The sequence below is a fragment of the Salmonella sp. SAL04213 genome (assembly GCF_046550535.1).
GTDB classification, from domain to species: domain Bacteria; phylum Pseudomonadota; class Gammaproteobacteria; order Enterobacterales; family Enterobacteriaceae; genus Salmonella; species Salmonella enterica.
Genome location: NZ_JBGDXS010000001.1, coordinates 471,912 through 497,373, shown reverse-complemented (window position 1 = coordinate 497,373; position 25,462 = coordinate 471,912). Strand labels below are relative to the sequence as shown.

Annotated in this window: 21 protein-coding genes; 9 read left to right on the top strand and 12 right to left on the bottom strand. The window is 53.2% G+C overall.

Going from position 1 to position 25,462, the window contains the following annotated elements; translation table 11 throughout:
• Positions 1-56: 56 nt before the first annotated feature.
• The 5 genes from ACLJPQ_RS02430 to ACLJPQ_RS02410 all read right to left on the bottom strand — a co-directional run bounded on the left by ACLJPQ_RS02430 (position 57) and on the right by ACLJPQ_RS02410 (position 5,575).
• Entirely contained in the window at positions 57-1,187 is a 1,131-nt protein-coding gene (locus ACLJPQ_RS02430) for an ABC transporter permease (RefSeq protein ID WP_000045762.1), read from the bottom strand.
• Positions 1,180-2,916, bottom strand: a complete 1,737-nt coding sequence (locus tag ACLJPQ_RS02425) for an ATP-binding cassette domain-containing protein (protein WP_001287616.1) — start codon at positions 2,914-2,916, stop codon at positions 1,180-1,182. The genes ACLJPQ_RS02430 and ACLJPQ_RS02425 overlap by 8 nt, the downstream gene beginning before the upstream one ends.
• On the bottom strand, positions 2,909-3,904 hold the full coding sequence (hlyD, locus tag ACLJPQ_RS02420; protein WP_000743431.1) for a secretion protein HlyD: 996 nt from the start codon (positions 3,902-3,904) through the stop codon (positions 2,909-2,911). The genes ACLJPQ_RS02425 and hlyD overlap by 8 nt, the downstream gene beginning before the upstream one ends.
• A complete protein-coding gene (gene cecR, locus ACLJPQ_RS02415; RefSeq protein ID WP_020898574.1) occupies positions 3,904-4,578 on the bottom strand; it encodes a transcriptional regulator CecR in 675 nt (224 codons plus the stop codon). The genes hlyD and cecR overlap by 1 nt, the downstream gene beginning before the upstream one ends.
• Before the next feature lie 73 nt (positions 4,579-4,651).
• On the bottom strand, positions 4,652-5,575 hold the full coding sequence (locus tag ACLJPQ_RS02410; protein ID WP_001075547.1) for a LysR substrate-binding domain-containing protein: 924 nt from the start codon (positions 5,573-5,575) through the stop codon (positions 4,652-4,654).
• 540 nt (positions 5,576-6,115) lie between these two features.
• On the opposite strand from ACLJPQ_RS02410, the gene ACLJPQ_RS02405 reads away from it, so the two are divergent.
• The 8 genes from ACLJPQ_RS02405 to ybiB all read left to right on the top strand — a co-directional run bounded on the left by ACLJPQ_RS02405 (position 6,116) and on the right by ybiB (position 17,669).
• Complete coding sequence (locus ACLJPQ_RS02405) at positions 6,116-7,447, top strand: MFS transporter (protein ID WP_001518324.1); 1,332 nt, start codon at positions 6,116-6,118, stop codon at positions 7,445-7,447.
• A 50-nt stretch (positions 7,448-7,497) separates the two neighbouring features.
• Complete coding sequence (locus ACLJPQ_RS02400) at positions 7,498-8,247, top strand: SDR family NAD(P)-dependent oxidoreductase (protein ID WP_080185099.1); 750 nt, start codon at positions 7,498-7,500, stop codon at positions 8,245-8,247.
• 13 nt (positions 8,248-8,260) lie between these two features.
• Positions 8,261-9,106: a transketolase gene (locus ACLJPQ_RS02395; protein WP_080185100.1), complete on the top strand. Its 846-nt coding sequence runs from the start codon at positions 8,261-8,263 to the stop codon at positions 9,104-9,106.
• Entirely contained in the window at positions 9,106-10,098 is a 993-nt protein-coding gene (locus ACLJPQ_RS02390; RefSeq protein WP_000083414.1) for a transketolase family protein, read from the top strand. The genes ACLJPQ_RS02395 and ACLJPQ_RS02390 overlap by 1 nt, the downstream gene beginning before the upstream one ends.
• Positions 10,099-10,154: 56 nt before the next feature.
• Positions 10,155-12,767 (top strand): bifunctional acetaldehyde-CoA/alcohol dehydrogenase, encoded by a 2,613-nt coding sequence (gene adhE / locus ACLJPQ_RS02385; protein ID WP_080185121.1) that lies wholly within the window; start codon positions 10,155-10,157, stop codon positions 12,765-12,767.
• A gap of 181 nt (positions 12,768-12,948) precedes the next feature.
• A complete protein-coding gene (rhlE, locus tag ACLJPQ_RS02380; protein WP_080185101.1) occupies positions 12,949-14,313 on the top strand; it encodes an ATP-dependent RNA helicase RhlE in 1,365 nt (454 codons plus the stop codon).
• Positions 14,314-14,520: 207 nt separating this feature from the next.
• Positions 14,521-16,665, top strand: coding sequence for an ATP-dependent DNA helicase DinG (dinG, locus tag ACLJPQ_RS02375; RefSeq protein ID WP_080185102.1), 2,145 nt, complete (start codon positions 14,521-14,523; stop codon positions 16,663-16,665).
• Positions 16,666-16,694: 29 nt separating this feature from the next.
• Positions 16,695-17,669, top strand: coding sequence for a DNA-binding protein YbiB (gene ybiB / locus ACLJPQ_RS02370; protein ID WP_020898578.1), 975 nt, complete (start codon positions 16,695-16,697; stop codon positions 17,667-17,669).
• Between the two features lie 155 nt (positions 17,670-17,824).
• Here ybiB and ybiJ read toward each other — a convergent pair whose 3' ends face one another.
• Together ybiJ and ACLJPQ_RS02360 are read right to left on the bottom strand one after the other, a co-directional pair.
• Positions 17,825-18,085, bottom strand: coding sequence for a DUF1471 family protein YbiJ (gene ybiJ / locus ACLJPQ_RS02365; RefSeq protein WP_000849089.1), 261 nt, complete (start codon positions 18,083-18,085; stop codon positions 17,825-17,827).
• Positions 18,086-18,369: 284 nt separating this feature from the next.
• A complete protein-coding gene (locus ACLJPQ_RS02360) occupies positions 18,370-18,636 on the bottom strand; it encodes a DksA/TraR family C4-type zinc finger protein (protein WP_000146332.1) in 267 nt (88 codons plus the stop codon).
• Positions 18,637-18,840: 204 nt separating this feature from the next.
• Between ACLJPQ_RS02360 and rlmF the strand changes: the two genes are divergently transcribed.
• Positions 18,841-19,767 (top strand): 23S rRNA (adenine(1618)-N(6))-methyltransferase RlmF, encoded by a 927-nt coding sequence (gene rlmF / locus ACLJPQ_RS02355; RefSeq protein WP_001275964.1) that lies wholly within the window; start codon positions 18,841-18,843, stop codon positions 19,765-19,767.
• On the opposite strand, the gene ybiO is transcribed toward rlmF, so the two are convergent.
• The 5 genes from ybiO to dps all read right to left on the bottom strand — a co-directional run bounded on the left by ybiO (position 19,764) and on the right by dps (position 25,355).
• On the bottom strand, positions 19,764-21,986 hold the full coding sequence (gene ybiO / locus ACLJPQ_RS02350; RefSeq protein WP_023138451.1) for a mechanosensitive channel protein: 2,223 nt from the start codon (positions 21,984-21,986) through the stop codon (positions 19,764-19,766). The two genes, rlmF and ybiO, sit on opposite strands and share 4 nt — an antisense overlap.
• Before the next feature lie 118 nt (positions 21,987-22,104).
• Positions 22,105-22,827, bottom strand: coding sequence for a glutamine ABC transporter ATP-binding protein GlnQ (glnQ, locus tag ACLJPQ_RS02345; RefSeq protein ID WP_000569093.1), 723 nt, complete (start codon positions 22,825-22,827; stop codon positions 22,105-22,107).
• Positions 22,824-23,483 (bottom strand): glutamine ABC transporter permease GlnP, encoded by a 660-nt coding sequence (gene glnP, locus ACLJPQ_RS02340; protein ID WP_001159076.1) that lies wholly within the window; start codon positions 23,481-23,483, stop codon positions 22,824-22,826. The genes glnQ and glnP overlap by 4 nt, the downstream gene beginning before the upstream one ends.
• A 145-nt stretch (positions 23,484-23,628) precedes the next feature.
• The gene (glnH, locus tag ACLJPQ_RS02335; RefSeq protein WP_000838671.1) at positions 23,629-24,375 is read right to left on the bottom strand and encodes a glutamine ABC transporter substrate-binding protein GlnH; all 747 of its coding nucleotides are present in this window, start codon (positions 24,373-24,375) and stop codon (positions 23,629-23,631) included.
• 476 nt (positions 24,376-24,851) lie between these two features.
• The gene (dps, locus tag ACLJPQ_RS02330; protein WP_000100805.1) at positions 24,852-25,355 is read right to left on the bottom strand and encodes a DNA starvation/stationary phase protection protein Dps; all 504 of its coding nucleotides are present in this window, start codon (positions 25,353-25,355) and stop codon (positions 24,852-24,854) included.
• Positions 25,356-25,462: the final 107 nt, after the last annotated feature.

Genomic DNA, 25,462 nt, shown 5'->3' with positions numbered 1-25,462 from the left:
GGATGGCGGCGTGAACGCCTTATCCGGCCTACGACGACAATTATCCATACACATATTTAATCCAGCCGTCGTTTGGTTTTTAGCCACGTCAGGCCAATAAACATCACCGCCGAGGCGATTAAAAACAGTACGTTAACGCCTAACACGACCGGAATATTGCCGGCCAGAAACAGACTTTGCAGGGTGCTAACAAAATAGCGCGCCGGAATAATATAGGTCACCGCGCGGATCACCGCAGGCATACTGTCTATCTGGAAGATAAATCCGGATAGCATAATCGAGGGCAAAAAGGCGGCGTTCAGCGCCACCTGCGCGGCGTTAAACTGGTTGCGAGTGATGGTGGAAATCAACAGCCCCATCCCCAGCGTACTCAGTAAAAACAGACTGGTGATGATAAACAGAATCACCAGCGAACCGCGATACGGCACGCCGAGAATAAACACCGATACCAGCATACAGAGCAGCATCGCCAGCATACCGAGAAAGTAATAGGGAATAAGCTTACACAGCAGCAGTTCAACACGCGTCACTTCGGTTGAGAGCAGCGCCTCCATCGTGCCGCGCTCCCATTCGCGGGCAACGACCAGCGAGGTGAGGATTGCGCCAATTACCGTCATGATAATGGTCACCGCCCCGGGAATGATAAAATGCTGACTGATCGCCGCCGGGTTAAACCAGTAGCGCGTCTGGACGTCGATGAGCGGTTCAAAGGTGTCGCCGCGATCTTCCGCCCGCTGCTGTTGCCAGATTTGCCAGATGCCTTCCACATAACCCTGAACGAAGTTGGCGGTGTTTGGCTCGCTGCCGTCGGTAATCACCTGAATCGGCGCGCTGTCACCGGCGCGCGCCATTTGCTGCGCGAAATCCACCGGAATCACCACCAGTCCGCGAATGCGTCCGGCCTGCATTTTTTCAATTAATTCATGGCGATTATCGCTAATGGTCGCGTCGATATAGGGTGAACCGGTCATCGCATGAGTGAAATCCAGCGCCTCCTGGCTTTGTTGTTCAAGCAGAATCCCCACCCGCAGCTTGCTGGAGTCGAGGTTAATGCCGTAACCAAAAATAAACAGCAACAGCAGCGGGATCACCACCGCAATCAGCCAGCTACTGGGATCGCGCACGATCTGGCGCGTCTCTTTGACGCACAACGCACGCACGCGGCGCCAGGAGAGAGACTTACTCATGCGTATGCTCCTTATCCCAGTCATTGATGAGAGTGATAAAGGCCTGCTCCATCGTCGGATCGGCCTGTTGCTCATCGGCGGCCTGCGCTTTGAGATCGTCCGGCGTACCGCTGGCGATAAGCTTCCCGCGATAAACCAGTCCGATGCGATCGCAATATTCCGCCTCATCCATAAAGTGGGTCGTCACCATTACCGTGACCCCTTTTTCCACCATGCTATTAATGTGCAGCCAAAATTCACGGCGGGTGAGGGGATCAACCCCGGACGTTGGTTCATCAAGGAATAAAATATCCGGTTCGTGCATCAGCGAGCAGGCCAGCGCCAGTCGCTGTTTAAAGCCCAGCGGCAGCGCATCGGTGGGATGCGACGCGATGCTTTTCAGACCAAACGCTTCACTCATGCGCTGAATTTTTTCATTTTGCGCGCGGCCCCGCAAACCGTAGACGCCGGAGAAAAAACGCAGGTTCTGCTCAACCGTCAGGTTGCCGTAAAGCGAAAATTTTTGCGCCATATAGCCCAGATGCTGACGGGCTTTGCCGGAGCTGACTTTCAGATCCATATCCAGCACCAGCGCCTTGCCGGATGTCGGCACCAGCAGGCCGCACATCATTTTAAAGGTGGTTGATTTACCCGCGCCGTTCGGGCCGAGCAGGCCAAAAATCTCGCCGCGCTGTACGACGAAATTAACATGGTCCGTGGCCGCGAAATCGCCAAATTTTTTCGTCAGTTCCTGCGCTTCAATCACCGTTTCGCCGGCAGTGCCTTCAACCGTATGCAGGATTGAACCCAGCGGAGACTCCGAGGTTCCCGCCCCGCCAAGCAGATCGATAAACGCATCTTCGAAGCGCGGCGCGGTCTCATTGAGGGTGATTTCCGGCATTCCTTCGGCCTGACGAATATCTGCTGCGGTCGCCTCTTTTTTCAGGATCAGGCGTACCGAACGCCCCTGAATCATGCCGTCGCTCACCTGCGGCAGTCTGAGCGCTCTCTGTAGTAACTTACGGTTGTTTTCCTGTGGACTGCTCATCAGAAAGCTACGACCGGCCATCGTTTGCGTCAGCGCTTTAGGTTCGCCCTGATAGAGCAGCTCGCCTTCATTCATCAGCAGTACATCGCGACACTGTTCGGCTTCATCCAGATAGGAGGTGCTCCATAAAATCAGCATCCCGTCGCCCGCCAGTTCGTGGACCATTTGCCACAACTCGCGCCGTGAAATCGGGTCAACGCCAACGCCCGGTTCATCCAACAGCAGCACTTTCGGTTCGCCGACCAGCGTACAGGCCAGCCCCAGTTTTTGCTTCATCCCGCCGGACAATTTCCCCGCCAGACGGCCAGTGAAAGGGCCGAGGGCGGTAAACTCCAACAAACGGGCAAAGGTCTTTTCCCGTATCTCGCCGGTAACGCTGCGTAAATCGGCATAGAGATTAAGGTTCTCCATGACGGTAAGATCTTCATACAGACCGAATTTCTGCGGCATATAGCCCAGAACCGCGTGCAGCTCGCTGTCGTTTTGTATCGGGTCGAAGCCCAATACGGACGCGCTGCCGCCATCGGCTTTGAGCAGGCCCGCCAGCATACGCATCAGCGTGGTTTTTCCTGCGCCGTCCGGCCCTACCAGCCCGGTGACATAACCGGAATGAATGGTACAGTCGAGCGGCGCGACGGCGGGTTTATCCATTCCCGCAAAGCGCTTCGTCAGACCGTGCAGCGTAATAACGGCCTCACTCATGCCGTGCCTCGTCATTAAATTTCACCGTGACTGGCATCCCCTGGCGTAACGCATCGTCCGCATCGGTGACGATAATGCGCAGGCGATAGACGAGATCGGTACGCAGATCCGGCGTTTCGACGGTTTTCGGCGTAAATTCCGCGGTGGGCGAAACGAAACCAATCTTGCCGTGGTAAGGTTTGTCAGGACGACCGTCGGTATACAACAGAATGTCGCGCCCCGGTTGCGTCTGACTGAGGTTGCGTTCATCGACATAGGCGCGCACCCAGACGGGGCGGGTCAGCGAGAGCGTTAATACCGTGCTGCCGGCGTTCAGCATACTGCCAGGCTCGACCGCGCGGGTGAGCAAGGTTCCATTGGCAGGCGCGATAAGCGTGGTGTCCTGTAAATCAAGCTGCGCCTGCGCCAGTTGGGCCTTTGCCTGTTCCAGGCTGGCTTTCGCCTGGGCGATATCCTGTTCACGATTACCGGTACGGTACTGGCTCAGTTTATCCTGCGCGGACTTCAGCGTCGCCTGCGCCTGATCGCGCGATGAGCGGGCGTTTTCCAGATCGTTAGCGGAAATGGTGCGGCTTTTCCACAATCCTTGCTGACGGTTATAAAAGTTTTGCGCGTAGTCATAAGCGGCTTGCGCCTGTCTGACGGCGGCGGCGGCCTGGGCTATCTCTTCATCGCGATAGCCTGCCAGCATCAAATCATATTGCGCCTGCGCGACCGACACGCCAGCTTTCGCCTGCATCAGCGCGTTTTCGTATGGCGCGTGATCCAGTTCGCCGAGCACCTGTCCGGCTTTGATGGCATCGCCTTCATCAACATTCAGCGACGCCAGCCTGCCGCCGACGCGAAAGCTGATATTGACGGTACGGATATCGACATTACCGTATAGCGTCAGCCCATCGTCCTGCCGACTTTGATACCACCAGGTTCCACCGGCAATCACAGCGACGATCGCTGCGATTGCCAGTCCGATAACGACAGGTTTTTTCATCAGTCCAGACTCCTTTGCGTTAAACCGTGCAGAATAAGATCGATGTGGCAGGTTACCGTCTGGTAAATCAGCTCCGCTTTTTCTTCATCAAACTGCGGCCAGCCGGTACGTAACAGAATAGTTTCTTTGCCGAGACGAAACGCCAGCACTTCGCCCAGTAAGGCATGGGTATGCAAAATCATGCGCGTATCATTGGCGTCGCAGCCGGTATAAGCGGCAACCAATCTTGTCAGATGGGTATGCAACGGATCGATAACCTGTTCATGGACCAATTGATAGGCCGACGTGGGAGAGAGCTGCTCGCGTGAAATAAATTTGCTCAGGTTAACGGTGTCTTCCTGCGTCAGCAGCATAATCATGTTCTTGCAGGCGAGCAGAATGAGCTCGCGTATGGCGTCCCGGTCAGGGGCAGGCTGGCGAAACAGACGTTCCGCTTTTTCAGCATGGGGGCGAAATTTTTCGCCAAGAAAATCGGCAATCCACTGGGCGCAGGCGAGGTATAAATCCTCTTTTGAGCCGAAATAGTAAGTAATGGCGGCAATATTTTGCCCCGCCAGCGCGGCGATATCGCGCGTGGTGGCATGGAGGCCATACTCGCCAAACTGCGCCAGCGCGGCGGCAATGAGCTGACTTTTCGCCTGCTCGCCCTTGGTGGTCGTAGTGGGAATATTCATCACACGCCCTAAGTCTTAATCAATCGATTGATTAACTTTAGGCGCACATTTCAGGTTTGTCTACCGCCAGCTATTAGATCTGAAATCCTTCGCGGCTTAGCTCTTTGGAAACCCAATTAAAGAATATCCTCACTTTCTCTTTTTGTTCGTTGTGATGTGGCAAAACGAAGTGGTGAGCGTTAACCGGCATACTCACGTCAGTCGTAAAAACGGGCGCCAGGTGGCGTTGGCTAACGCTTTGTCCGGCCAGTAAATTGCTTTCAAGAATAATCCCCATGCCCATACGTGCAGCCTCAATGCTCATATAGGAACGGTCAAAATTAAAAATAAAGTTTTTATTCCAGCCGCGAACCTTATGCCAGGACAGCCAGTTGCTCCAGTTGATCAGCGTGCTATCTGAATGAATAAGATCGCAACCCAGTAAATCTTCAATGTTTTGAATGCTATGACTCGCTAAATAAGTCGATGATGTATAGGGGAGCATACGTTCATTTTTTATGGTTTTGACGACCAGCGTCGGCCATTGTGAAAGGCCGTGGCGGATATCGATATCGATATTATCACGGGAGAACTGAATACTTTCGTAAGAACAGGTCAGGCTAATTTTAAGTTCAGGCCAGGCCTGGCGAAATTTATTCAGACGGGGCATCAACCATAGCAATCCAAAACTCGGTGCTGAATGTATGCGTAAATAATCCTGGTGAATATCATTTATGACCTGGTTGGTAGCCTGTCCAATAATGTTTAACGCCCCCGAAACCTCTTTTAAATATTTTTCACCAATAGCGGTCAATACGACGCCTTTACTGCTGCGCGAAAAAAGTTTCTTTCCCAGATACTGTTCCAGACTGGCTATCTGATGGCTTACCGCGGAGGCCGTAACATTGAGATTTTCAGCTGCCAGATTCAGGCTGTTGGTATCAGCCACTTCAATGAATGCCTGGATATTGCGTAAAGATGGCACAGGCAAGCTTTTATTCTGTAGTGGCTGGTTCATGATTATCTCCGGTGAATGGAATGATGATCGCCCAATTTTATTACCCCAGGAAGTAAATTCAGCGGTTACTCCCCTAATACCTGGTCAGCTTAACATAGGAGAAAAATAAGTTATGGGGTAATTCGTGATGAAGTTAACAGTTTTATCTGCCATTTCTGTCGGTCAAGCTGATTCGACAATAATTTGAATTCAGTCACGAAGCAAATTTTCCTCATTCATAATTGAGGTTTTTTGAATACCGTTTCTTTTGGGGATTGTTATATTGCAACCACAGGCCTGATAACAAGGCGCGATGCGGTAAGGTTCGCGAAAAAAACATATACCCAAAATAATTCGAGTTGCTTAAAGGCGGCAAGGGAGTGAGTCCCCAGGAGCATAGATAACTATGTGACTGGGGTGAGCGACAAATCTGCCGGGAGCAGATTTGAACGTCGCGTGCGACGGCCCGTCAGGGCGAGGCCCATGGATGGGCCGAGTATCCGTAGCCAACACATAAGCAACTTGAAGTATGAAGGGTATAAACAATAATGAGGATACCCTATGTCACGTATAGATACTGTAGTCTGTACTGACGCCAGGAAGACAAAATATCGTTTGGTGGTTTTGACGATGATTTTCCTGGTGTATGCAATAAATTACGCCGACAGAACCAATATCGGCGCGGTGCTGCCGTTTATCATTGATGAGTTTCATATCAACAACTTTGAAGCCGGGGCCATCGCCAGTATGTTTTTCCTTGGCTACGCGGTAAGCCAGATCCCGGCAGGTTTTTTTATCGCCAAACGCGGCACGCGGGGGTTAGTTTCACTATCAATTTTCGGCTTTTCCGCTTTCACCTGGCTGATGGGCACGGTAAGTTCGGTGTTTAGCCTGAAGATGGTGCGACTGGGACTGGGGCTTAGCGAAGGACCATGCCCGGTGGGTCTGGCTTCAACGATTAATAACTGGTTTCCGCCGAAAGAGAAAGCCACGGCAACCGGCGTTTATATCGCGGCCACCATGTTTGCGCCGATTATCGTGCCGCCGTTGGCGGTGTGGATTGCGGTCACCTGGGGCTGGCGGTGGGTCTTTTTCTCCTTTGCGATCCCGGGGATCGTGGCGGCGATTGCCTGGTATTTACTGGTTAAGTCCAAACCTTCAGAGAGCGGATTTGTTTCGCAAAGTGAACTGGAAGAGATTAATGCCGGGCGTGATATCCATAAAAACACCGTGCGGGAAAATATATTAATTGCCGATCGTTTCACTTTGCTGGATAAAATTATTCGGGTGAAAAAAATGGCGCCTATCGATACGGCAAAAGGATTATTCACCTCCAAAAATATCCTCGGTGACTGCCTGGCCTATTTTATGATGGTTAGCGTGCTGTACGGCTTATTAACCTGGATTCCGCTCTATTTAGTGAAAGAGCGCGGTTTTGATGTCATGAGTATGGGGTTTGTAGCCAGTATGCCGTGCATCGGCGGGTTTATTGGCGCGATTGGCGGCGGATGGATTTCGGATAAAGTATTAGGCCGTCGTCGTAAGCCAACGATGATGTTTACCGCTATTTCCACCGTGGTCATGATGTTAATTATGCTGAATATTCCGGCAAGCACCTGGGCGGTATGTGTTGGGTTATTCTTCGTCGGTTTATGCCTGAATATTGGCTGGCCCGCATTCACAGCATACGGTATGGCGGTTTCGGATACGAAAACTTATCCCATTGCCTCTTCTATTATCAATAGCGGCGGCAACCTCGGCGGGTTTGTCGCTCCGATGGCTGCGGGTTTTTTACTTGATAAGACCGGCAGCTTTAATTCTGTATTTACCTATTTCGGTATCTGCGCAGCAATTGGTCTGGTGGTTATTCTCTTCCTCGATGAGCCACAATAACGGAAATATATCCTGTTAATTAATATGACGTAATGTCATGGAGTGAAAATATGTTATTAAAAGATAAAGTCGCCATTATTACTGGCGCGGCCTCCGCACGCGGTTTGGGTTTTGCTACCGCGAAATTATTTGCTGAAAACGGCGCTAAAGTGGTCATTATCGACCTCACTGGCGAAGCCAGTGAAGCCGCGGCTGCGGCATTAGGCGAAGGTCATCTCGGGCTGGCGGCAAACGTCGCTGACGAAGTTCAGGTTCAGGCGGCAATTGAACAGATCATGGCTAAATATGGTCGGGTCGATGTACTGGTGAATAACGCCGGTATTACTCAGCCGCTGAAGCTAATGGACATTAAGCGCGCTAATTATGACGCGGTGCTTGACGTCAGCCTGCGCGGCACGCTGTTGATGTCACAGGCGGTTATCCCGGTCATGAGAGCGCAAAAATCCGGCAGCATTGTCTGCATCTCCTCCGTTTCCGCCCAGCGCGGCGGCGGTATCTTCGGCGGCCCGCACTACAGCGCGGCAAAAGCCGGCGTGCTCGGTCTGGCGCGGGCGATGGCGCGTGAGCTTGGCCCCGATAACGTCCGCGTAAACTGCATCACTCCGGGGCTGATTCAGACTGACATCACCGCCGGTAAGCTGACCGATGAAATGACGGCCAACATCCTTGCCGGGATCCCGATGAACCGCCTGGGCGATGCGGTAGACATCGCGCGCGCCGCGCTGTTCCTGGGAAGCGATCTCGCGTCCTACTCCACCGGTATCACCCTGGATGTTAACGGCGGCATGTTAATTCACTAAGCGAGGCAATGAGATGAAGATGACCGAATCACAAAAAGTCGCCGCGGCGGCGTGGCGCATCCGCCGCTACGCCCTGCAAATGGGGGAAGTTCAGGGACAGGGCTATATCGGCCAGGCTCTGGGCTATGCCGATGTGCTGGCAACCGCGTTCAGCCACGCGATGACCTACCGTCCGGAAGACCCTGAGTGGGAAGGGCGCGACCGCTTCCTGCTCTCTCACGGCCATTACGCCATCGCCTATTATGCGGCGCTGCTGGAAGCGGGAATTATCCCGGAAGAGGAGCTGGAAACCTACGGCTCCGACGACAGCCGACTACCGATGTCGGGGATGGCGACCTACACGCCAGGAATGGAGATGTCCGGTGGTTCGCTGGGGCAGGGGCTGTCCATTGCCGTAGGAATGGCGCTCGGGCTGAAGCAAAAAAGTAGTACCTCCTGGGTTTATAACTCTATGTCGGATGGGGAACTGGACGAAGGTTCAACCTGGGAAGCGGCGATGTCGGCAGCCCACTATGGCCTGACTAACTTGATTAACATCGTTGATGTTAACAAACAGCAGGCGGACGGCGATTCGCGCAAAATCCTCGGCTTTGAGCCGCTGCATGAAAAATGGGCCGCTTTCGGCTGGTACGTACAGCGCGTGGACGGTAACGATCTGGCTGCGGTGATTGCGGCCTTTGACAACGCGAAAAGTCATGCCAGCAACCAGCCGCGGGTCATTCTCTGCGACACGCTGATGGGCAAAGGGGTGCCGTTCCTCGAAACCCGCGATAAGAACCATTTTATTCGCGTCGATGCTGACGAGTGGCAAAAAGCGATTGCGGTGCTGGACGCTAACAAACCGGAAGGAGTGCTGTAATGAGCCAGAGTAAACCACGTTTAAAAACGTCCGCGATGATTGCTTCTATCGCCGATGAAGGCCAGGCGACGATCCCTGCGCCGTTTGGCGTCGCGCTGTCAAAACTGGCGGCGCAGCGCCCTGAAATCGTCGGTATGACCGCGGACCTGTCAAAATATACCGATCTACATATTTTCGCCCAGGCTTTCCCGGATCGCTTTTTCCAGATGGGAATGGCGGAACAGCTGCTGATGGGAGCGGCGGGGGGCATGGCGAAAGAGGGATTTATTCCCTTCGCTACCACCTACGCTGCGTTTGCCACCCGTCGCGCCTATGATTTTATCCATCAGGTGATCGCCGAAGAGCATCTGAACGTGAAGATCTGTGCAGCGCTGCCGGGCCTGACGACGGGTTATGGCCCAAGCCACCAGGCAACCGAAGATCTGGCGATTATGCGCGGCATTCCCGGCATGGTTATCGTCGATCCTTGCGATGCGCTGGAGATAGAGCAGGCGGTACCGGCAATTGCTGACCATAACGGCCCGGTGTATATGCGCCTGCTGCGCGGTAAGGTGCCGCTGGTGCTGGATAAGTACGACTATCAGTTTGAGCTGGGCAAGGCGAAACTGCTGGAGGACGGCAATGATGTGCTGATTATCTCTTCCGGGCTGATGACCATGCGTGCTCTGGAGGCGGTTGAAAAGCTACGCGCCGATAATATCAGTGTGGCCGTATTGCACGTGCCGACAATCAAGCCGCTTGATGAAAAAGCGATTATTGAGCAAGCGTCGAAGCCCGGTCGCCTGGTGATGACCGCGGAAAATCATACCTCGGTCGGCGGGTTAGGGGAGGCGGTTGCCGCGCTGCTGATGCGCAAAGGCGTACGCTGTGAGCTGGATACCGTTGGTTTGCCTGACGAATTCCTGCTGGCCGGCGCGCTGCCGACGCTGCACGATCGCTACGGCATCTCCACCGCGATGATGGTAGAAAAAATTAAGCATCGTCTGCGTTAATGACTTTCGCCGCCGCGTCCTGCGGCGGCGCTTCTCTGTTTCCGTTTGAGGTTTCCATGTCGATTAATTCCATTGAAGAATTAAACGCGCTGGTTGCGCGCGTCAAAAAAGCCCAGCGTCAGTACGCGAGTTTCACGCAACAACAGGTAGACAAAATCTTCCGCGCCGCCGCTCTGGCCGCCGCTGATGCCCGCATTCCGCTGGCCAAAATGGCGGTCGCCGAATCTGGTATGGGCATCGTAGAAGACAAAGTGATTAAAAACCACTTCGCTTCCGAATATATCTATAACGCCTATAAAGATGAAAAGACCTGCGGTGTGCTGTCAGAAGACGACACTTTCGGGACCATTACGATTGCTGAGCCTGTCGGTATTATTTGCGGTATCGTTCCAACCACTAACCCGACCTCTACCGCGATTTTCAAGTCGCTAATTAGCCTGAAAACGCGTAACGCCATCATCTTTTCTCCGCATCCGCGCGCTAAAGAGGCAACCAACAAAGCGGCAGATATCGTTCTGCAAGCGGCTATCGCTGCCGGCGCGCCGAAAGATCTGATTGGCTGGATCGATCAACCTTCCGTAGAACTGTCTAACGCGCTGATGCACCACCCGGATATTAACCTGATCCTTGCGACGGGTGGTCCAGGCATGGTTAAAGCAGCATACAGCTCCGGCAAACCGGCTATCGGCGTAGGCGCAGGTAACACTCCGGTAGTGATTGATGAAACTGCTGACATTAAACGCGCTGTGGCGTCAATCCTGATGTCGAAAACCTTCGATAACGGCGTAATCTGTGCTTCTGAACAGTCTGTTGTCGTTGTTGACTCCGTCTATGATGCCGTTCGCGAGCGTTTTGCGAAATGCGGCGCGGTGATTCTGAATAAAAAAGAGAGGAAAGCTGTAGGCGGAGTATTGCTCAAAAATGGCGCTCTGAACGCCGCTATCGTCGGCCAGCCAGCCTACAAAATCGCTGAACTGGCAGGCTTCTCCGTACCAGAAACCACCAAGATTCTGATCGGTGAAGTTACGGTCGTTGATGAAAGCGAACCGTTCGCACACGAAAAACTGTCTCCGACTCTGGCGATGTATCGTGCGAAAGATTTCGAAGAAGCGGTAGAAAAAGCAGAAAAACTGGTCGCTATGGGCGGTATCGGTCACACCTCCTGCCTGTACACTGACCAGGATAACCAGCCAGAACGCGTTGCTTACTTCGGTCAGATGATGAAAACCGCGCGTATCCTGATCAACACCCCGGCCTCTCAGGGTGGTATCGGTGACCTGTACAACTTCAAACTCGCACCTTCCCTGACGTTGGGTTGTGGTTCCTGGGGTGGTAACTCCATCTCTGAAAACGTTGGTCCGAAACACCTGATCAACAAGAAAACCGTTGCTAAGCGAGCTGAAAACATGTTGTGGCACAAACTTCCGAAATCTATCTACTTCCGCCGTGGCTCTTTGCCCATCGCGCTGGATGAAGTGATTACTGATGGCCACAAACGTGCGCTCATCGTGACTGACCGCTTCCTGTTCAACAACGGCTACGCAGACCAGATCACCTCTGTGCTGAAAGCGGCTGGCGTTGAAACCGAAGTCTTCTTCGAAGTTGAAGCCGACCCGACGCTTTCCGTTGTTCGCAAAGGCGCTGAGCTGGCTAACTCCTTCAAACCGGACGTGATCATCGCGCTGGGCGGCGGTTCCCCGATGGACGCGGCGAAAATCATGTGGGTCATGTACGAACATCCGGAAACTCACTTCGAAGAACTGGCGCTGCGCTTTATGGACATCCGTAAACGTATCTACAAGTTCCCGAAAATGGGCGTGAAAGCGAAAATGATCGCCGTCACCACCACTTCCGGTACCGGTTCTGAAGTCACACCGTTTGCGGTTGTGACCGACGATGCAACCGGTCAGAAATATCCGCTGGCTGACTATGCCCTGACCCCGGATATGGCGATTGTCGATGCCAACCTGGTGATGGATATGCCGAAGTCCCTGTGTGCGTTCGGTGGTCTGGATGCGGTAACTCACGCCCTGGAAGCTTACGTTTCCGTACTGGCTTCTGAGTTCTCTGACGGTCAGGCTCTGCAGGCTCTGAAACTGCTGAAAGAAAACCTGCCGGCGTCTTACCACGAAGGGTCTAAAAACCCGGTTGCGCGTGAACGTGTTCACAGTGCAGCGACTATCGCCGGTATCGCGTTTGCCAACGCCTTCCTCGGTGTATGTCACTCTATGGCGCACAAACTGGGCTCTCAGTTCCACATTCCGCACGGTCTGGCGAACGCCCTGCTGATTTGTAACGTTATCCGCTACAACGCGAATGACAACCCGACCAAGCAGACCGCTTTCAGCCAGTACGATCGTCCGCAGGCACGCCGTCGTTACGCTGAAATTGCTGACCACCTGGGCCTGAGCGCGCCGGGCGACCGTACCGCCGCTAAGATTGAAAAACTGCTGGCATGGCTGGAAAGCATTAAAGCTGAGCTGGGCATTCCTAAGTCTATCCGTGAAGCAGGCGTGCAGGAAGCTGACTTCCTGGCACACGTTGACAAACTGTCTGAAGATGCCTTCGATGACCAGTGCACCGGCGCTAACCCGCGTTATCCGCTGGTATCGGAACTGCGCCAACTGCTGCTGGCAAGTTTCTACGGCGAGGCGTTTGCTGAACAATAACGCATGGATCCCCGCCGCGGGGCGTCATTTTCCCCGCGGCTCACCGTAAGGATAATTTATGCGCCGCATCACAAAAACTGCTACACTCCGCCCCTTCATGACATTGTGGTTTTTGTCATTCCAAATTTGAGCATCTCCCTGAAAACTACACCGGCAACGGTCGGGGCGGTCCGGAGTAGTTATGTCTTTTGATTCCCTGGGATTAAACCCTGATATCCTGCGCGCCATTGCCGAGCAGGGTTACCGTGAACCTACCCCTATTCAGCAACAGGCGATTCCCGCCGTGCTGGAAGGCCGCGATCTGATGGCCAGCGCCCAGACCGGAACCGGTAAAACGGCGGGTTTTACCCTGCCATTGTTGCAGCATCTGATTACCCATCAGCCGCACGCTAAAGGTCGTCGCCCGGTGCGCGCGTTGATCCTCACGCCAACCCGCGAGCTGGCGGCGCAAATTGGCGAAAACGTCAGAGATTACAGTAAATACCTCAACATTCGCTCGCTGGTGGTGTTTGGCGGCGTAAGCATCAATCCGCAGATGATGAAACTGCGCGGCGGCGTGGATGTGCTGGTGGCGACGCCGGGACGTCTGCTCGACCTGGAACATCAAAATGCCGTGAAGCTGGATCAGATTGAGATTCTGGTACTGGATGAAGCCGACCGTATGCTGGATATGGGCTTCATTCACGACATTCGTCGCGTGCTGGCGAAACTGCCGGCGAAGCGTCAGAATCTGCTGTTCTCCGCCACGTTCTCCGACGACATCAAAGCGCTTGCCGAAAAGCTGTTGCGCAACCCGCTGGAAATCGAAGTGGCGCGCCGCAACACGGCCTCAGAGCAGGTAACGCAGCACGTGCACTTTGTCGATAAAAAACGTAAGCGCGAACTGCTGTCGCAGATGATTGGCCAGGGCAACTGGCAGCAGGTGTTGGTCTTCACCCGCACCAAGCATGGTGCGAACCATCTGGCGGAACAGCTTAATAAAGACGGTATTCGCAGCGCGGCGATCCACGGTAATAAATCGCAGGGCGCACGTACCCGCGCGCTGGCCGATTTTAAATCCGGCGATATTCGCGTGCTGGTGGCGACGGATATTGCGGCGCGTGGTCTGGATATTGAAGAGCTGCCGCACGTGGTCAACTATGAGCTGCCGAACGTGCCGGAAGATTATGTACACCGTATTGGCCGTACCGGTCGCGCGGCGGCAACTGGCGAGGCGCTGTCGCTAGTCTGTGTTGACGAACATAAATTGTTGCGTGATATCGAAAAGTTGCTGAAAAAAGAGATCCCACGCATTACGACGCCGGGCTATGAGCCGGATCCGTCGATTAAAGCGGAGCCGATTCAGAATGGCCGTCAGCAGCGCGGCGGCGGCGGCGGTCGTGGACGCGGAAAAAATCAGGGGGGAGCGGGGCGCAGTCAGCAGCCGCGACGTCAGGATAGTGGGGCAGCGAAGGCGAAACCAAAACCGCGCACAGGCGAGGGGAAACCCGCTGGCGACAAAGCACGTCCGCCGCGTCGCCCGCGCAGAATCACGCCTGCTCAGTAAATTTTATCCGGCAACATGCCCGGTAGCGCGACGCTTACCGGGCCTACGGACTATGCAAATACGTAGGCCGGATAAGGTGCTTGCACCGCCATCCGGCAAAATACACATCGCGTTGCGAGCCGCCTTCCAGAACCGGTAAAAAAGGTACTTCCCGCCCCTGAAATGTGACACAATAGTGGCTGTTTATACAGTACTTCAGGTTTTCTCATGGCATTGACCGCTGCGCTGAAAGCGCAAATCGCCGCCTGGTATAAGGCGCTTCAGGACCAGATCCCCGACTTTATTCCCCGTGCGCCGCAGCGGCAGATGATTGCTGACGTCGCCAGAACGCTGGCCGGGGAAGAAGGGAGACATCTGGCTATTGAAGCGCCGACCGGCGTCGGGAAAACCCTCTCCTATCTTATTCCCGGTATCGCCATTGCCCGGGAAGAGCAAAAAACACTGGTGGTCAGTACCGCTAACGTGGCGTTACAGGATCAGATCTTTAGCAAAGATTTGCCGCTGCTACGAAAAATCATCCCCGATCTGCGCTTTACCGCCGCCTTTGGCCGCGGGCGTTACGTGTGTCCGCGAAACCTGGCGGCGCTCGCCAGTAGCGAGCCTACGCAGCAGGATCTGCTCGCCTTTCTTGATGACGAACTGACGCCTAACAATCAGGAAGAGCAAAAGCGCTGCGCCAGGCTGAAAGGGGATCTTGACGGTTACAAATGGGATGGTCTGCGGGATCATACCGACATTGCTATTGACGACGATCTGTGGCGGCGATTAAGTACCGATAAAGCCAGTTGTCTGAACCGCAACTGTCACTATTACCGCGAATGTCCATTCTTTGTCGCCCGACGTGAAATACAGGAAGCGGAAGTCGTGGTGGCGAATCACGCGCTGGTAATGGCGGCGATGGAAAGTGAAGCCGTACTGCCGGAACCAAAGCATCTGCTGTTGGTACTGGATGAAGGTCATCATCTGCCCGATGTCGCTCGCGATGCGCTGGAGATGAGCGCGGAAATTACCGCCTCCTGGTATCGCTTGCAACTGGATCTGTTCAGCAAACTGGTGGCGACCTGCATGGAGCAATTTCGCCCTAAAACCACGCCGCCGTTAGCGAATCCTGAGCGACTTAACGCCCATTGCGAGGAGGTGTACGAACTGATCGCCTCGCTCAATGCCATTCTTAATCTGTATATGCCCGCAGCGCAGGAGGCGGAGCACCGTTTTGCAATGGGCGAGTTGCCTGATGAGATCATGGAAATCTGCCAGCGACTGGCGAAGCTGACCGAGACGTTGCGTGGGCTGGCGGAATCCTTTCTCAACGATCTCAGCGAAAAAACCGGGTCGCACGATATTGTGCGTTTGCATCGGGTGATTTTACAGATGAACCGGGCGCTGGGAATGTTCGAGGCGCAAAGTAAATTATGGCGGCTGGCTTCGATGGCGCAGTCTTCAGGCGCGCCGGTATCCAAATGGGCGACGCGTGAAATACGCGAAGGGCAACTCCACGTCTGGTTCCATTGTGTCGGTATCCGCGTCAGCGATCAGCTGGAAAGATTGTTATGGCGCAGCGTACCGCACATTATTGTCACCTCGGCGACACTGCGCTCGCTCAATAGCTTTTCGCGTCTGCAGGAAATGAGCGGCTTAAAAGAAAAAGCCGGCGACCGCTTTGTGGCGCTGGATTCGCCGTTTAATCATGTGGAACAGGGGAAACTGGTGATTCCTCAAATGCGCTACGAACCCACCATTGATAACGAAGAGCAGCATATTGCCGAAATGGCGGCCTATTTTCGTGAGCAACTGGAGAGCAAAAAACATCATGGTATGCTGGTACTGTTCGCCAGCGGGCGGGCGATGCAGCGTTTTCTGGAGCATGTCGCTGATGTGCGCTTACTCCTCCTGGTCCAGGGCGACCAGCCGCGTTACCGGCTGGTGGAGCTGCACCGTAAACGGGTGGAGAGCGGCGAACGCAGCGTGCTGGTTGGGCTTCAGTCTTTTGCCGAAGGGCTGGATCTTAAAGGCGAGCTGCTGACGCAGGTCCATATCCATAAAATTGCCTTCCCGCCGATCGACAGCCCGGTCGTGATCACCGAAGGCGAATGGCTAAAAAGTCTGAATCGTTATCCGTTTGAGGTACAAAGTTTACCAAGCGCGTCTTTTAATTTAATTCAGCAGGTAGGGCGATTGATCCGTAGCCACGCCTGTCGGGGAGAAGTGGTCATTTATGATAAGCGTTTGTTGACCAAAAACTACGGACAGCGTTTACTGAATGCCTTACCTGTTTTTCCGATAGAGCAGCCTGCCGTGCCAGACGTTATAGTAAAACCAAAAGCAAAACCTGCACGCCGCCGACGGCGTTAATGCTGTGAGCACACTTCAAGGAGCTTTCAATGGATTATCGCAAGATCATCAAAGAGATCGGGCGAGGTAAAAATCACGCCCGCGATCTGGATCTGGATACCGCGCGCGGTTTGTATACCCGAATGCTGAATGGCGACGTCCCCGACCTGGAGATGGGCAGTATATTGATGGCGCTGCGTATTAAAGGCGAAGGCGAAGCCGAAATGCTGGGCTTTTATGAAGCCATGCAGAATCATACCATCAAACTGACACCGCCCGCAGATAGGCCGTTGCCGGTCGTTATTCCCAGCTATAACGGCGCGCGTAAACAGGCGAATTTAACGCCGTTGCTGGCTATCCTGCTGCATAAATTGGGCTTTCCAGTTGTAGTACACGGCGTCAGTGAAGATCCGACCCGCGTACTGACGGAAACAATATTTGAGCTGATGGGGATTGTGCCCACCCTACACGGCGGACAAGCGCAGGCCAAACTGGACGGGCGCCAGCCGGTGTTTATCCCGGTGAGCGCGCTCTGCCCGCCGCTGGAAAAACAGCTGGCGATGCGCTGGCGGATGGGCGTGCGCAACAGCGCGCATTCACTGGCCAAGCTGGCGACGCCATTTGCTGAGGATGCCGCGCTGCGTTTATCAAGCGTTTCTCATCCTGAATATGTTCCGCGTGTGGCGACCTTTTTTAGCCGCATTGGCGGGCGGGCTTTGCTGATGCATGGTACCGAAGGCGAAGTCTATGCCAACCCGCAACGCTGTCCGCAAATTAGCCTGATTGATAGCCGCGGCGTGCAGGTACTGCATGAGCGTCAGAGCGACACGCACGACGAGCCGCTTTCACTGCCTGCGACTAAAGATCCTGAAATCACCGCACGCTGGATTGAGCGCTGCCTTGCCGGCCGCGAGCCGGTGCCGCAATCATTAAAAACGCAAATGGCCTGTTGTCTGGTTGCGACGGGAGAGGCGGCGACGTTAGAAGACGGGATTGCGTGCGTCGAACAGGCTTTTAGCGAATAAAAAAAGCCCGTCCAGTGACGGACGGGCAAATAAGGGTAACAAACAGGGTTAATGAGGGTTGGAGCAGTGGGTCTGTTGGCAAACAGACGAGGGTAATACCCGTCAGAATTCAAACAACAGCGATGTTACAGCCTGAAATCTGGCGGGCAGGTAAATTATTTATAAATCACCGCAGTGCCGCTCATTTTGTCATTACCTACGGCGGAGGTGATGTTATAAGCGCTTGCGCCAGCAGCGGCGGCTTTTTCAGCCAGTTTAGCTTCCAGGCCATCCAGCGTGGTGGCGCCATCGGCAGACACTACGCCGATTTTATGCAGGTTTTGCGTCTGAGACGCGCTAACCGGTTCTGCGGCAAAAGCGCCAAAAGAAAGGGTGGAAAGCGCGATGGCTGCAACAGCATATTTAATGGTTTTCATGATTAATCTCTCGCAGGTTATTCTGTTTATGGGACGATGTTCCGTCGATGTGATGAGTATCACGGTTTTTTGCGAAAGATAAAATCGAATAGAATTGACGGCCTTGCTCAAAATTTTTGAATGACAAATAACCTATTGATTATTAATTAATTCAACGGTGGAATTTACCGTTCTTGTCATCTGGCTTTACAGAGTCGAGGTTAACAGCACATTCTGCGACGCAGAACGCTAAAAAGCATGAGCGTAAAGGAATGGATGATACTGGCGGTTTCGGTAAAGAAAAGTCAGCGTAACTGGCTGTCTTTTGAACCTCTGCGATTATATCCTGAAAATGTTGCGTTATGTAAATCTTTCTCCTGCTGGCAGGATATACATAACCGAACGCCCGGTACGGCTTTACGCCGCGCTTCAGGGATAGGGTCGCCGCACGATTCGCATTCATCGCGACTTTCGCCGTGGGGAAGTTCGCCGCGAGCGCGGGCAACGGCATCTTCAATGGTATTGTTGATTTGTTCATTCACTGCGTCGTCATTTGCCCAGCCGGATGCCATCACGCTCTCCTGATTTTAGGGTACCTGAGGTTAAGTGTAGCGCCGTCAGGTGAAAAAATCGCATCGCGCGATCTTTTCAGACCATGAGCAGAGCCAATGTCATTCAGATATCCGATAAAACGAGCGAGGCAGGGAATTCGCGGTGGTATATTTACCCCGTGGCGTTATACGGGTATCTTACGCCGCTGCTAAAAGGAGAATGCCATGTCCGCCCAGAAACCGGGGTTACACCCGCGCAACCGCCACCAACACCGTTATGATCTCGCCGCACTGTGTCAGACCACGCCGGAATTGACGTCCTTTCTTATCCGCACGCCCGCCGGTGAACAGAGCGTTGATTTTGCTAATCCGCAAGCGGTAAAAGCGCTCAATAAGGCGTTGCTGGCGCATTTTTATGCCGTTACACACTGGGACATTCCGCCAGGGTTTTTATGTCCGCCGGTGCCTGGTCGTGCGGATTATATCCATCATCTGGCGGATCTGCTTGGCGAAACGACAGGGAGTATTCCGGCGCAGGCAACTATTCTGGACGTGGGGGTGGGCGCCAATTGTATTTATCCGCTTATCGGCGTCCATGAATATGGCTGGCGATTTACCGGTAGTGAAGTCAGCGACGCAGCGATGTCCAGCGCGCAGGCTATCATTCAGGCTAATACGGGGTTAAGCCGCGCCATTCGTCTGCGTCGGCAAAAAGATCCGGCGGCCATTTTTACAGGTATCATTCATAAAAATGAATTTTATGACGCAACGCTTTGTAACCCGCCTTTTCACGACTCCGCCGCCGCAGCCCGCGCGGGCAGCGAGCGTAAGCGCCGCAATTTGGGGCAGAATAAAGATGATGCGCTGAACTTTGGCGGTCAACAGCAGGAGCTATGGTGCGAAGGCGGCGAAGTCGCCTTTATTAAAAAAATGATTGCTGAAAGCCAAACTTTCCGCCGTCAGGTGTTGTGGTTTACGACGTTGGTGTCGCGCGGCGAAAATTTACCGCCGCTTTACCGGGCGTTGACGGAGGCTGGCGCGGTGAAAGTGGTGAAAAAAGAGATGGCCCAGGGGCAAAAGCAAAGCCGCTTTATTGCCTGGACCTTTATGGATGACGACCAGCGTCGCCGTTTTATCACCCGTAAACGCTAAATCGTCGGTTCGCGCGGCGGCAGTGAATCAGGCGACGGGCCGCCGGCGGGGGCGGGTAGAACCTGATACGTTTGCACCGGCGCGCGCACATTGGCCAGATCAAAATGCTTTTTCACCTGGCTATCAAGGGCAAAACGCACCGTCCACTGCTTGAGCGGTAGCGTGGTGAACGACACGCGTAAAGTAAACGCCGTGTTCGTTAAACCGACAATACCGGCGAACGTGGGTTCGCCGATAATCAGCCCGCGAATATCCTCCGTCTCCATCAGCGCCGTTACCGCGTCTTTCAGCGCCTGATTCGCTTTATCCGCATCCTCATGGCGATCCACGTCATAGTTGGCGACAACAGAGCCGATACCGCGCACAAAGTTGGCGAAAGTGGTGATCGAGGACCACGGGATAATATGGTATGCCCCGGTATCCTGCCGCACGCCGACGGAACGAATCGACATTCTTTCGACCGTCCCCGTCAGCGGGCCTATGGTGACTAAGTCGCCGGTATTCATCCCGTTTTCAAACTGAATAAAGACGCCGGTAATAATATCTTTCACCAGGGTTTGCGAACCGAAAGAGATAGCCAGACCTAACGCCCCCGCGCCAGCCAGCAATGGCGCGATATTGACGCCGATTTCCGATAACACGATCATGATGGTTATGGTACTGATAATCACTGCCAGCGCATTGCGGAACAGCGTCAGCAGCGTGCGCGTGCGGGCGCTGGGTAGCGGGCGGCCATGAATATCGGAGGCCAGGCGATTCTCAATCAGACTGGCGAGAATCGTCCATCCCACGGCGGAGAAGAATAAGATTAACGCGATACGGATGAGGATATCGACCATCTTTTCCCCCGCGCCATAATGTAGCCAGTGCCAGAAATCGAATAATCCCCAGGCGTTGAGCAACAGCATAACGGCGACGCAGACGGTCAAAAAGCGTGCGACTTTTAGCGCTGAGGAGAGCCAGCCGTTAAGCCGCTTTTGTAATTCCGGGTAGTTGCGCTGCGTATGGGGCGACAGGGTGATGGTTTTCGCTATCCAGCGGGTAAACATACCGGAGATAAACGCCGCGATGCCAATAATCGCCAGACTGCGCACGGTCGCGCCCATCATAAACTTCAGACTATTGCCTGGGTCGAATAACGAGAAGAAAAACAGCACGATAAAGTAGGCGCTGGCCAGCCAGTGCCACACCAGCGCAAAGGCGCGGATAAACAGGCTAAAAAAGGCTAATGATCGTTCCGCCAGACTTAATAAATGTTGCGTAATCTCCGCTTTGTTTTTAAAGATCAGGTACAGCGCCCAGATGGTGATGCAGAGCATGATCGCCACATTCGCCATCGCGCCAACCTGAACATTCACCTGGTTGGAAATAATCGGAACGGCAACAATCAGCCCGTAGCCAATCAAACTGCTAAGGGAACTCATACGGCGATTCCAGTAACGCGCTGTCGCATCCTGAATCGCGAATGGGCGTAATTCCGGTACATTAGGGCAAAAAATAAGCCGCAGAATCGCTTTAAAGAATTCTATCAGCGCGAAGGCATTCAGGAACAGGCTTTGCTGAAAAGCGATAGTTCGACTTCCGGCATGGAAATTATCACTGAGCATCTGACCGATAAATAAGGTGAGCGCCAGTAGCAGCAGGTCGATAATAAACGCGCCGACGATCATCGCCGGGAGCTGTAACCAGTTGCTGCGTTCACGGTTTTTCTTGCGCGCCCACAGGCCCATTTTTCGATATAACGGCAGGGCGCAAAGCCGTATCACGCTATAAAAACCAAATACCGCGGCGGCCAGAAATAAAAAGTGGGTTAACGCGTTGGTGAAGGTTTGCGAGTTAAATGGCTTGTGCGGCGCATCGGTGATGTTGCGATAAAGCTGGGCGAAACGGGTAGCGAAAGCATCGCCGTACTGACGGGTAACGGTGGTGACGTTCTCCAGTACCGTTTTCTCATCTTTGGCCGCAGGCGGCGCAAGCGCTGGCGCCGGCTCGGTCGGCGGCGTGGTTGAGGCTTCGCGGAGTTGCGCTATCAATTCGTTACGTGAAGCCTCGTTCTCCAGTACGTCAGCCAGGGCCGCATAGGCCGCTTTTTTTTGTTCAGGACTGGGCTCTGGCGCTGCTTGCTGGCTGGTTGATGTCCCCGTGGTCACGCCGGGTATGGCGACCGCATGGGCAGGCGCGCCCAGTAGACAAAAAAGGATGAACAGGGTCCACCGCATGACTCCTCCAGTGAGAAAAGAGACGCAAAACACTAAGTATAGATGGCGCAGGGGAGGGAAAATGAAATGGGACTATTCCATGATGCCCTTCCTGCCGCAGGGCAGGAAGGGCGATATCTCAGGAGACGTGCTGTAAAAATTCCTGTAAACGTGGGCTTGGCGGGTTTTCGATCAACGCCTGCGGACTGCCATCTTCGGCAATACGGCCTTTATCGATAAAAATCAGCCGTGAGGCGACTTTTTCGGCAAAGCCGATTTCGTGAGTGACAATGACCATGGTCATGCCTTCTTCCGCCAGATCCTGCATGACTTTCAGCACTTCATGGCGCAGTTCAGGGTCCAGAGCGGAGGTTGGCTCGTCAAAGAGCATCATTTTCGGCTTCACTGCCAGCGCTCGGGCAATGGCGACGCGCTGTTGTTGACCGCCGGAAAGCTCGGAGGGGTAGTGGTGCGCTCGTTCCGCCAGTCCAACTTTCGCTAACAGAGCTTTCGCCTGTTTTTCCGCTTCTTCTTTCTTTACGCCGCGCACGCGCAGAGGACCGAACATCACGTTTTCGAGCGCGGTCAGATGCGGGAACAGATAAAACTGTTGAAACACCATGCCGGCTTCCTGGCGAATCAGCCGTTCGTCTACTTTAGGATCGTTGACTTTCAGACCATCGACAATCAGATCGCCGGAGGTGATCTCTTCCAGTTTATTGATACAGCGTAATAATGTGGATTTACCCGAACCGGAAGGGCCGATAATCACAACCACTTCGCCCTGACGGATGTTTAAATCAATGTTATGTAGCACCTGGGTGGGGCCAAAGTGCTTGGAGACGTTTTTAAATTCAATCACAGGATTTTCATCCTTCTTTCAAGACGACGCAAAATAAAGCTCAGCACCAGCGTAATGATCAAATAGAAGACGGCCACGGCGCTCCAGATTTCCAGGGCGCGAAAGTTACCGGCAATAATTTCCTGGCCCTGACGGGTCAGCTCGGCTACGCCGATAACAATAAACAACGAGGTGTCTTTGATGCTAATGATCCACTGATTGCCCAGCGGCGGCAGCATACGGCGCAGAGCAAGCGGTAAAATAACATGGCGGATGGTTTCCCGGCGAGAAAGGCCCAGTGCCAGACCTGCTTCGCGAAAACCTTTGTGAATGGATAGTACTGCGCCGCGAGTAATTTCCGCGATATAAGCGCCGGAGTTAATCATAATTGTCACGACCGCTGCGCTGAACGGATCAATACGCAAATCATTAAATGCCATCGGCAGGGCAAAGTAGATAAACATGACCTGGACAACGATGGGCGTGCCGCGAATAATTTCAATGAAAACCAGGGCGATGTGGTTGGCGAACCAGCCGCCAAACGTACGGGCAAAACCTGCCGCCAGTCCAATAACCAGGCCGCCAGCCAGACCGAGGACCGAGATCCACAGGGTCATTTTAGCGCCCTCAAGCAAAAGCGGAATGGCGGGCCAGATGGCGCTCCAGTCAAACTGCATATGTCGTTCCTGTTACCGTGGTGTAAATAGTCAAATGCTCTATCCGGCGCGGAAATGGCGTGAAAGTGTCTTATCCGTCACGGAAAAGAGCTGTAGGCCCGGTGAGCGTCCTCACTACCGGGCCACAAGCCAACATCAGGTCGTTTTATTTAGGTTCTGTACCGAACCATTTTTTGTAGATTTCGTTATAGGTGCCATTCTCACGCAGCGTTTTTAGCGCGCCGTTGACTTTCTCGCGCAGTTCATCGCTGCCTTTCGGGAAGGCAACTCCGTATTGCTGTGCTTCCAGCGATTCGCCTACCGCCTTGAACTGGCCGTTGCCTGCGGTTTTGATAAAGTACAGGATGTTCGGCGTATCGTGCAGAACGGCGTCTGCGCGGTTGGTGCCTAATTCCATGTACGCGTTATCAATGTTCGGGAACTGACGCAGGTCTTTGGTTTTGATATTCGCTTTCGCGTAATCCACCGACCCGGTTCCGCTCTTCACGGCAACGACTTTGCCATCGAGGTCTTTAACGCTTTTAATATCGTTATTGTTGGCTTTCACCATCACGAGCAGACCGCTTTTGTAATAGCCATCGGAAAAGTCGATCGCTTTTTTACGCTCGTCCGTAATCGTAATACCCGCCAGCGCCAGATCGATATTTTTGGTTTGTAATGCCGGAATAATGCCGCTGAAATCCATCGGTTTCAGGGTGTAGTCCAGCTTCAGTTCTTTCGCGATAGCGTCCCACAGATCAACATCAAAACCGACGTATTTGTCGCCCTGTTTAAATTCAAACGGAACGAACGCCGTATCGGTTGCCACCACGAGTTTCTTATCCGCAGCGTGCGAAGACACCGCAAAAGCCAGGGTAAGTGCAGCCAGTGAAACTTTTAATAGAGACTTCATAGCATTTCCTTTTCTATCCACGGGGCGATCCCCTGCGAGAACATGTAGCGTAATGAAAAAATCATGCCAATTATGTAACTCATTGTTTTAACAGAAGCGTGAACCATTCCTGTGCACAATAAGTCGGGCAAAACCAGTATGCCGCACCGTTTTGGGGCACTGATTTAGTGCATGAATAACAACGTAGAGATACAGGGTCTATTTAGCGTAAAAATTGTTGTTAAAACAATCTTTAATTAACGATTGTGTGATGTAATTATTACAAATAATTCACTTTTATCGGAGGGGAGTACAAGACGTGTGCACTATTTAAGTGCAAAACCCCTGTGCCAGGCAGGGGTATAGGGATGACTTATATACCTGTGTACATCAAGTTGCAGGTGCGTTCGCTTCAGTTACCGACGGAAGTCAGGCTTCTGCGGATTCGCTGCGTTTGTACCCTCCTGCAACTCGAAGTATTCAGGGTAGAGATAGATTTATTCGATGTTGGATTCGATAAACCACAGGAATTTATCGAGGTCGCGTGATGCGGCGGTAAAGATATCGGCAGTGTCTTCATCTTTGGCTTCACCGATAGCTTTGCGAACATCATTAGCGACAACAGCGTAGCGATCGGCCAGTTCTTTTAAGTGATCCTGCACGTTATGGATATCCAGCGGATAGCTTTTCAGTGGAGTTTTGCTGTTGATAACTTGCGTGGTGCCTAACGCCACACCGCCAAGCTGTACGGCGCGCTCGGCCATAGTATCCAGATGATCGGTCAGTGCGGTACGGAAGCCATCCAGCATCTCATGAACGGCAATAAAGTTAGCACCGCGCATGTTCCAGTGGGCCTGTTTCGTGATCAGCGACAGGTCAATGAACTGGATCACCTGACGATTAAGCAACTCAACCGTCGCTTTTTTATCGCTCTCTGATACATCGTTACGGGTATAAAGCAGATTAGACGCTTTTGTTTTTACCAGTTTAGCGGTACTCATAATCTCATATCCTCTTGATGTTTGTGTCCCAGGTAATTAACGAAAATAAGTATAGCACCGGTTTTTAACTTTGCTTTTTTGAATTTACCTATCACTTTAATAGCATA

Coding starts and splice junctions, on each gene's coding strand:
- ACLJPQ_RS02430 (WP_000045762.1), bottom strand. CDS start 1,187: ATGAGTAAGTCTCTCTCCTGGCGCCGCGTGCGTGCGTTGTGCGTCAAA.
- ACLJPQ_RS02425 (WP_001287616.1), bottom strand. CDS start 2,916: ATGAGTGAGGCCGTTATTACGCTGCACGGTCTGACGAAGCGCTTTGCG.
- hlyD (WP_000743431.1), bottom strand. CDS start 3,904: ATGAAAAAACCTGTCGTTATCGGACTGGCAATCGCAGCGATCGTCGCT.
- cecR (WP_020898574.1), bottom strand. CDS start 4,578: ATGAATATTCCCACTACGACCACCAAGGGCGAGCAGGCGAAAAGTCAG.
- ACLJPQ_RS02410 (WP_001075547.1), bottom strand. CDS start 5,575: ATGAACCAGCCACTACAGAATAAAAGCTTGCCTGTGCCATCTTTACGC.
- ACLJPQ_RS02405 (WP_001518324.1), top strand. CDS start 6,116: ATGTCACGTATAGATACTGTAGTCTGTACTGACGCCAGGAAGACAAAA.
- ACLJPQ_RS02400 (WP_080185099.1), top strand. CDS start 7,498: ATGTTATTAAAAGATAAAGTCGCCATTATTACTGGCGCGGCCTCCGCA.
- ACLJPQ_RS02395 (WP_080185100.1), top strand. CDS start 8,261: ATGAAGATGACCGAATCACAAAAAGTCGCCGCGGCGGCGTGGCGCATC.
- ACLJPQ_RS02390 (WP_000083414.1), top strand. CDS start 9,106: ATGAGCCAGAGTAAACCACGTTTAAAAACGTCCGCGATGATTGCTTCT.
- adhE (WP_080185121.1), top strand. CDS start 10,155: ATGTCGATTAATTCCATTGAAGAATTAAACGCGCTGGTTGCGCGCGTC.
- rhlE (WP_080185101.1), top strand. CDS start 12,949: ATGTCTTTTGATTCCCTGGGATTAAACCCTGATATCCTGCGCGCCATT.
- dinG (WP_080185102.1), top strand. CDS start 14,521: ATGGCATTGACCGCTGCGCTGAAAGCGCAAATCGCCGCCTGGTATAAG.
- ybiB (WP_020898578.1), top strand. CDS start 16,695: ATGGATTATCGCAAGATCATCAAAGAGATCGGGCGAGGTAAAAATCAC.
- ybiJ (WP_000849089.1), bottom strand. CDS start 18,085: ATGAAAACCATTAAATATGCTGTTGCAGCCATCGCGCTTTCCACCCTT.
- ACLJPQ_RS02360 (WP_000146332.1), bottom strand. CDS start 18,636: ATGGCATCCGGCTGGGCAAATGACGACGCAGTGAATGAACAAATCAAC.
- rlmF (WP_001275964.1), top strand. CDS start 18,841: ATGTCCGCCCAGAAACCGGGGTTACACCCGCGCAACCGCCACCAACAC.
- ybiO (WP_023138451.1), bottom strand. CDS start 21,986: ATGCGGTGGACCCTGTTCATCCTTTTTTGTCTACTGGGCGCGCCTGCC.
- glnP (WP_001159076.1), bottom strand. CDS start 23,483: ATGCAGTTTGACTGGAGCGCCATCTGGCCCGCCATTCCGCTTTTGCTT.
- glnH (WP_000838671.1), bottom strand. CDS start 24,375: ATGAAGTCTCTATTAAAAGTTTCACTGGCTGCACTTACCCTGGCTTTT.
- dps (WP_000100805.1), bottom strand. CDS start 25,355: ATGAGTACCGCTAAACTGGTAAAAACAAAAGCGTCTAATCTGCTTTAT.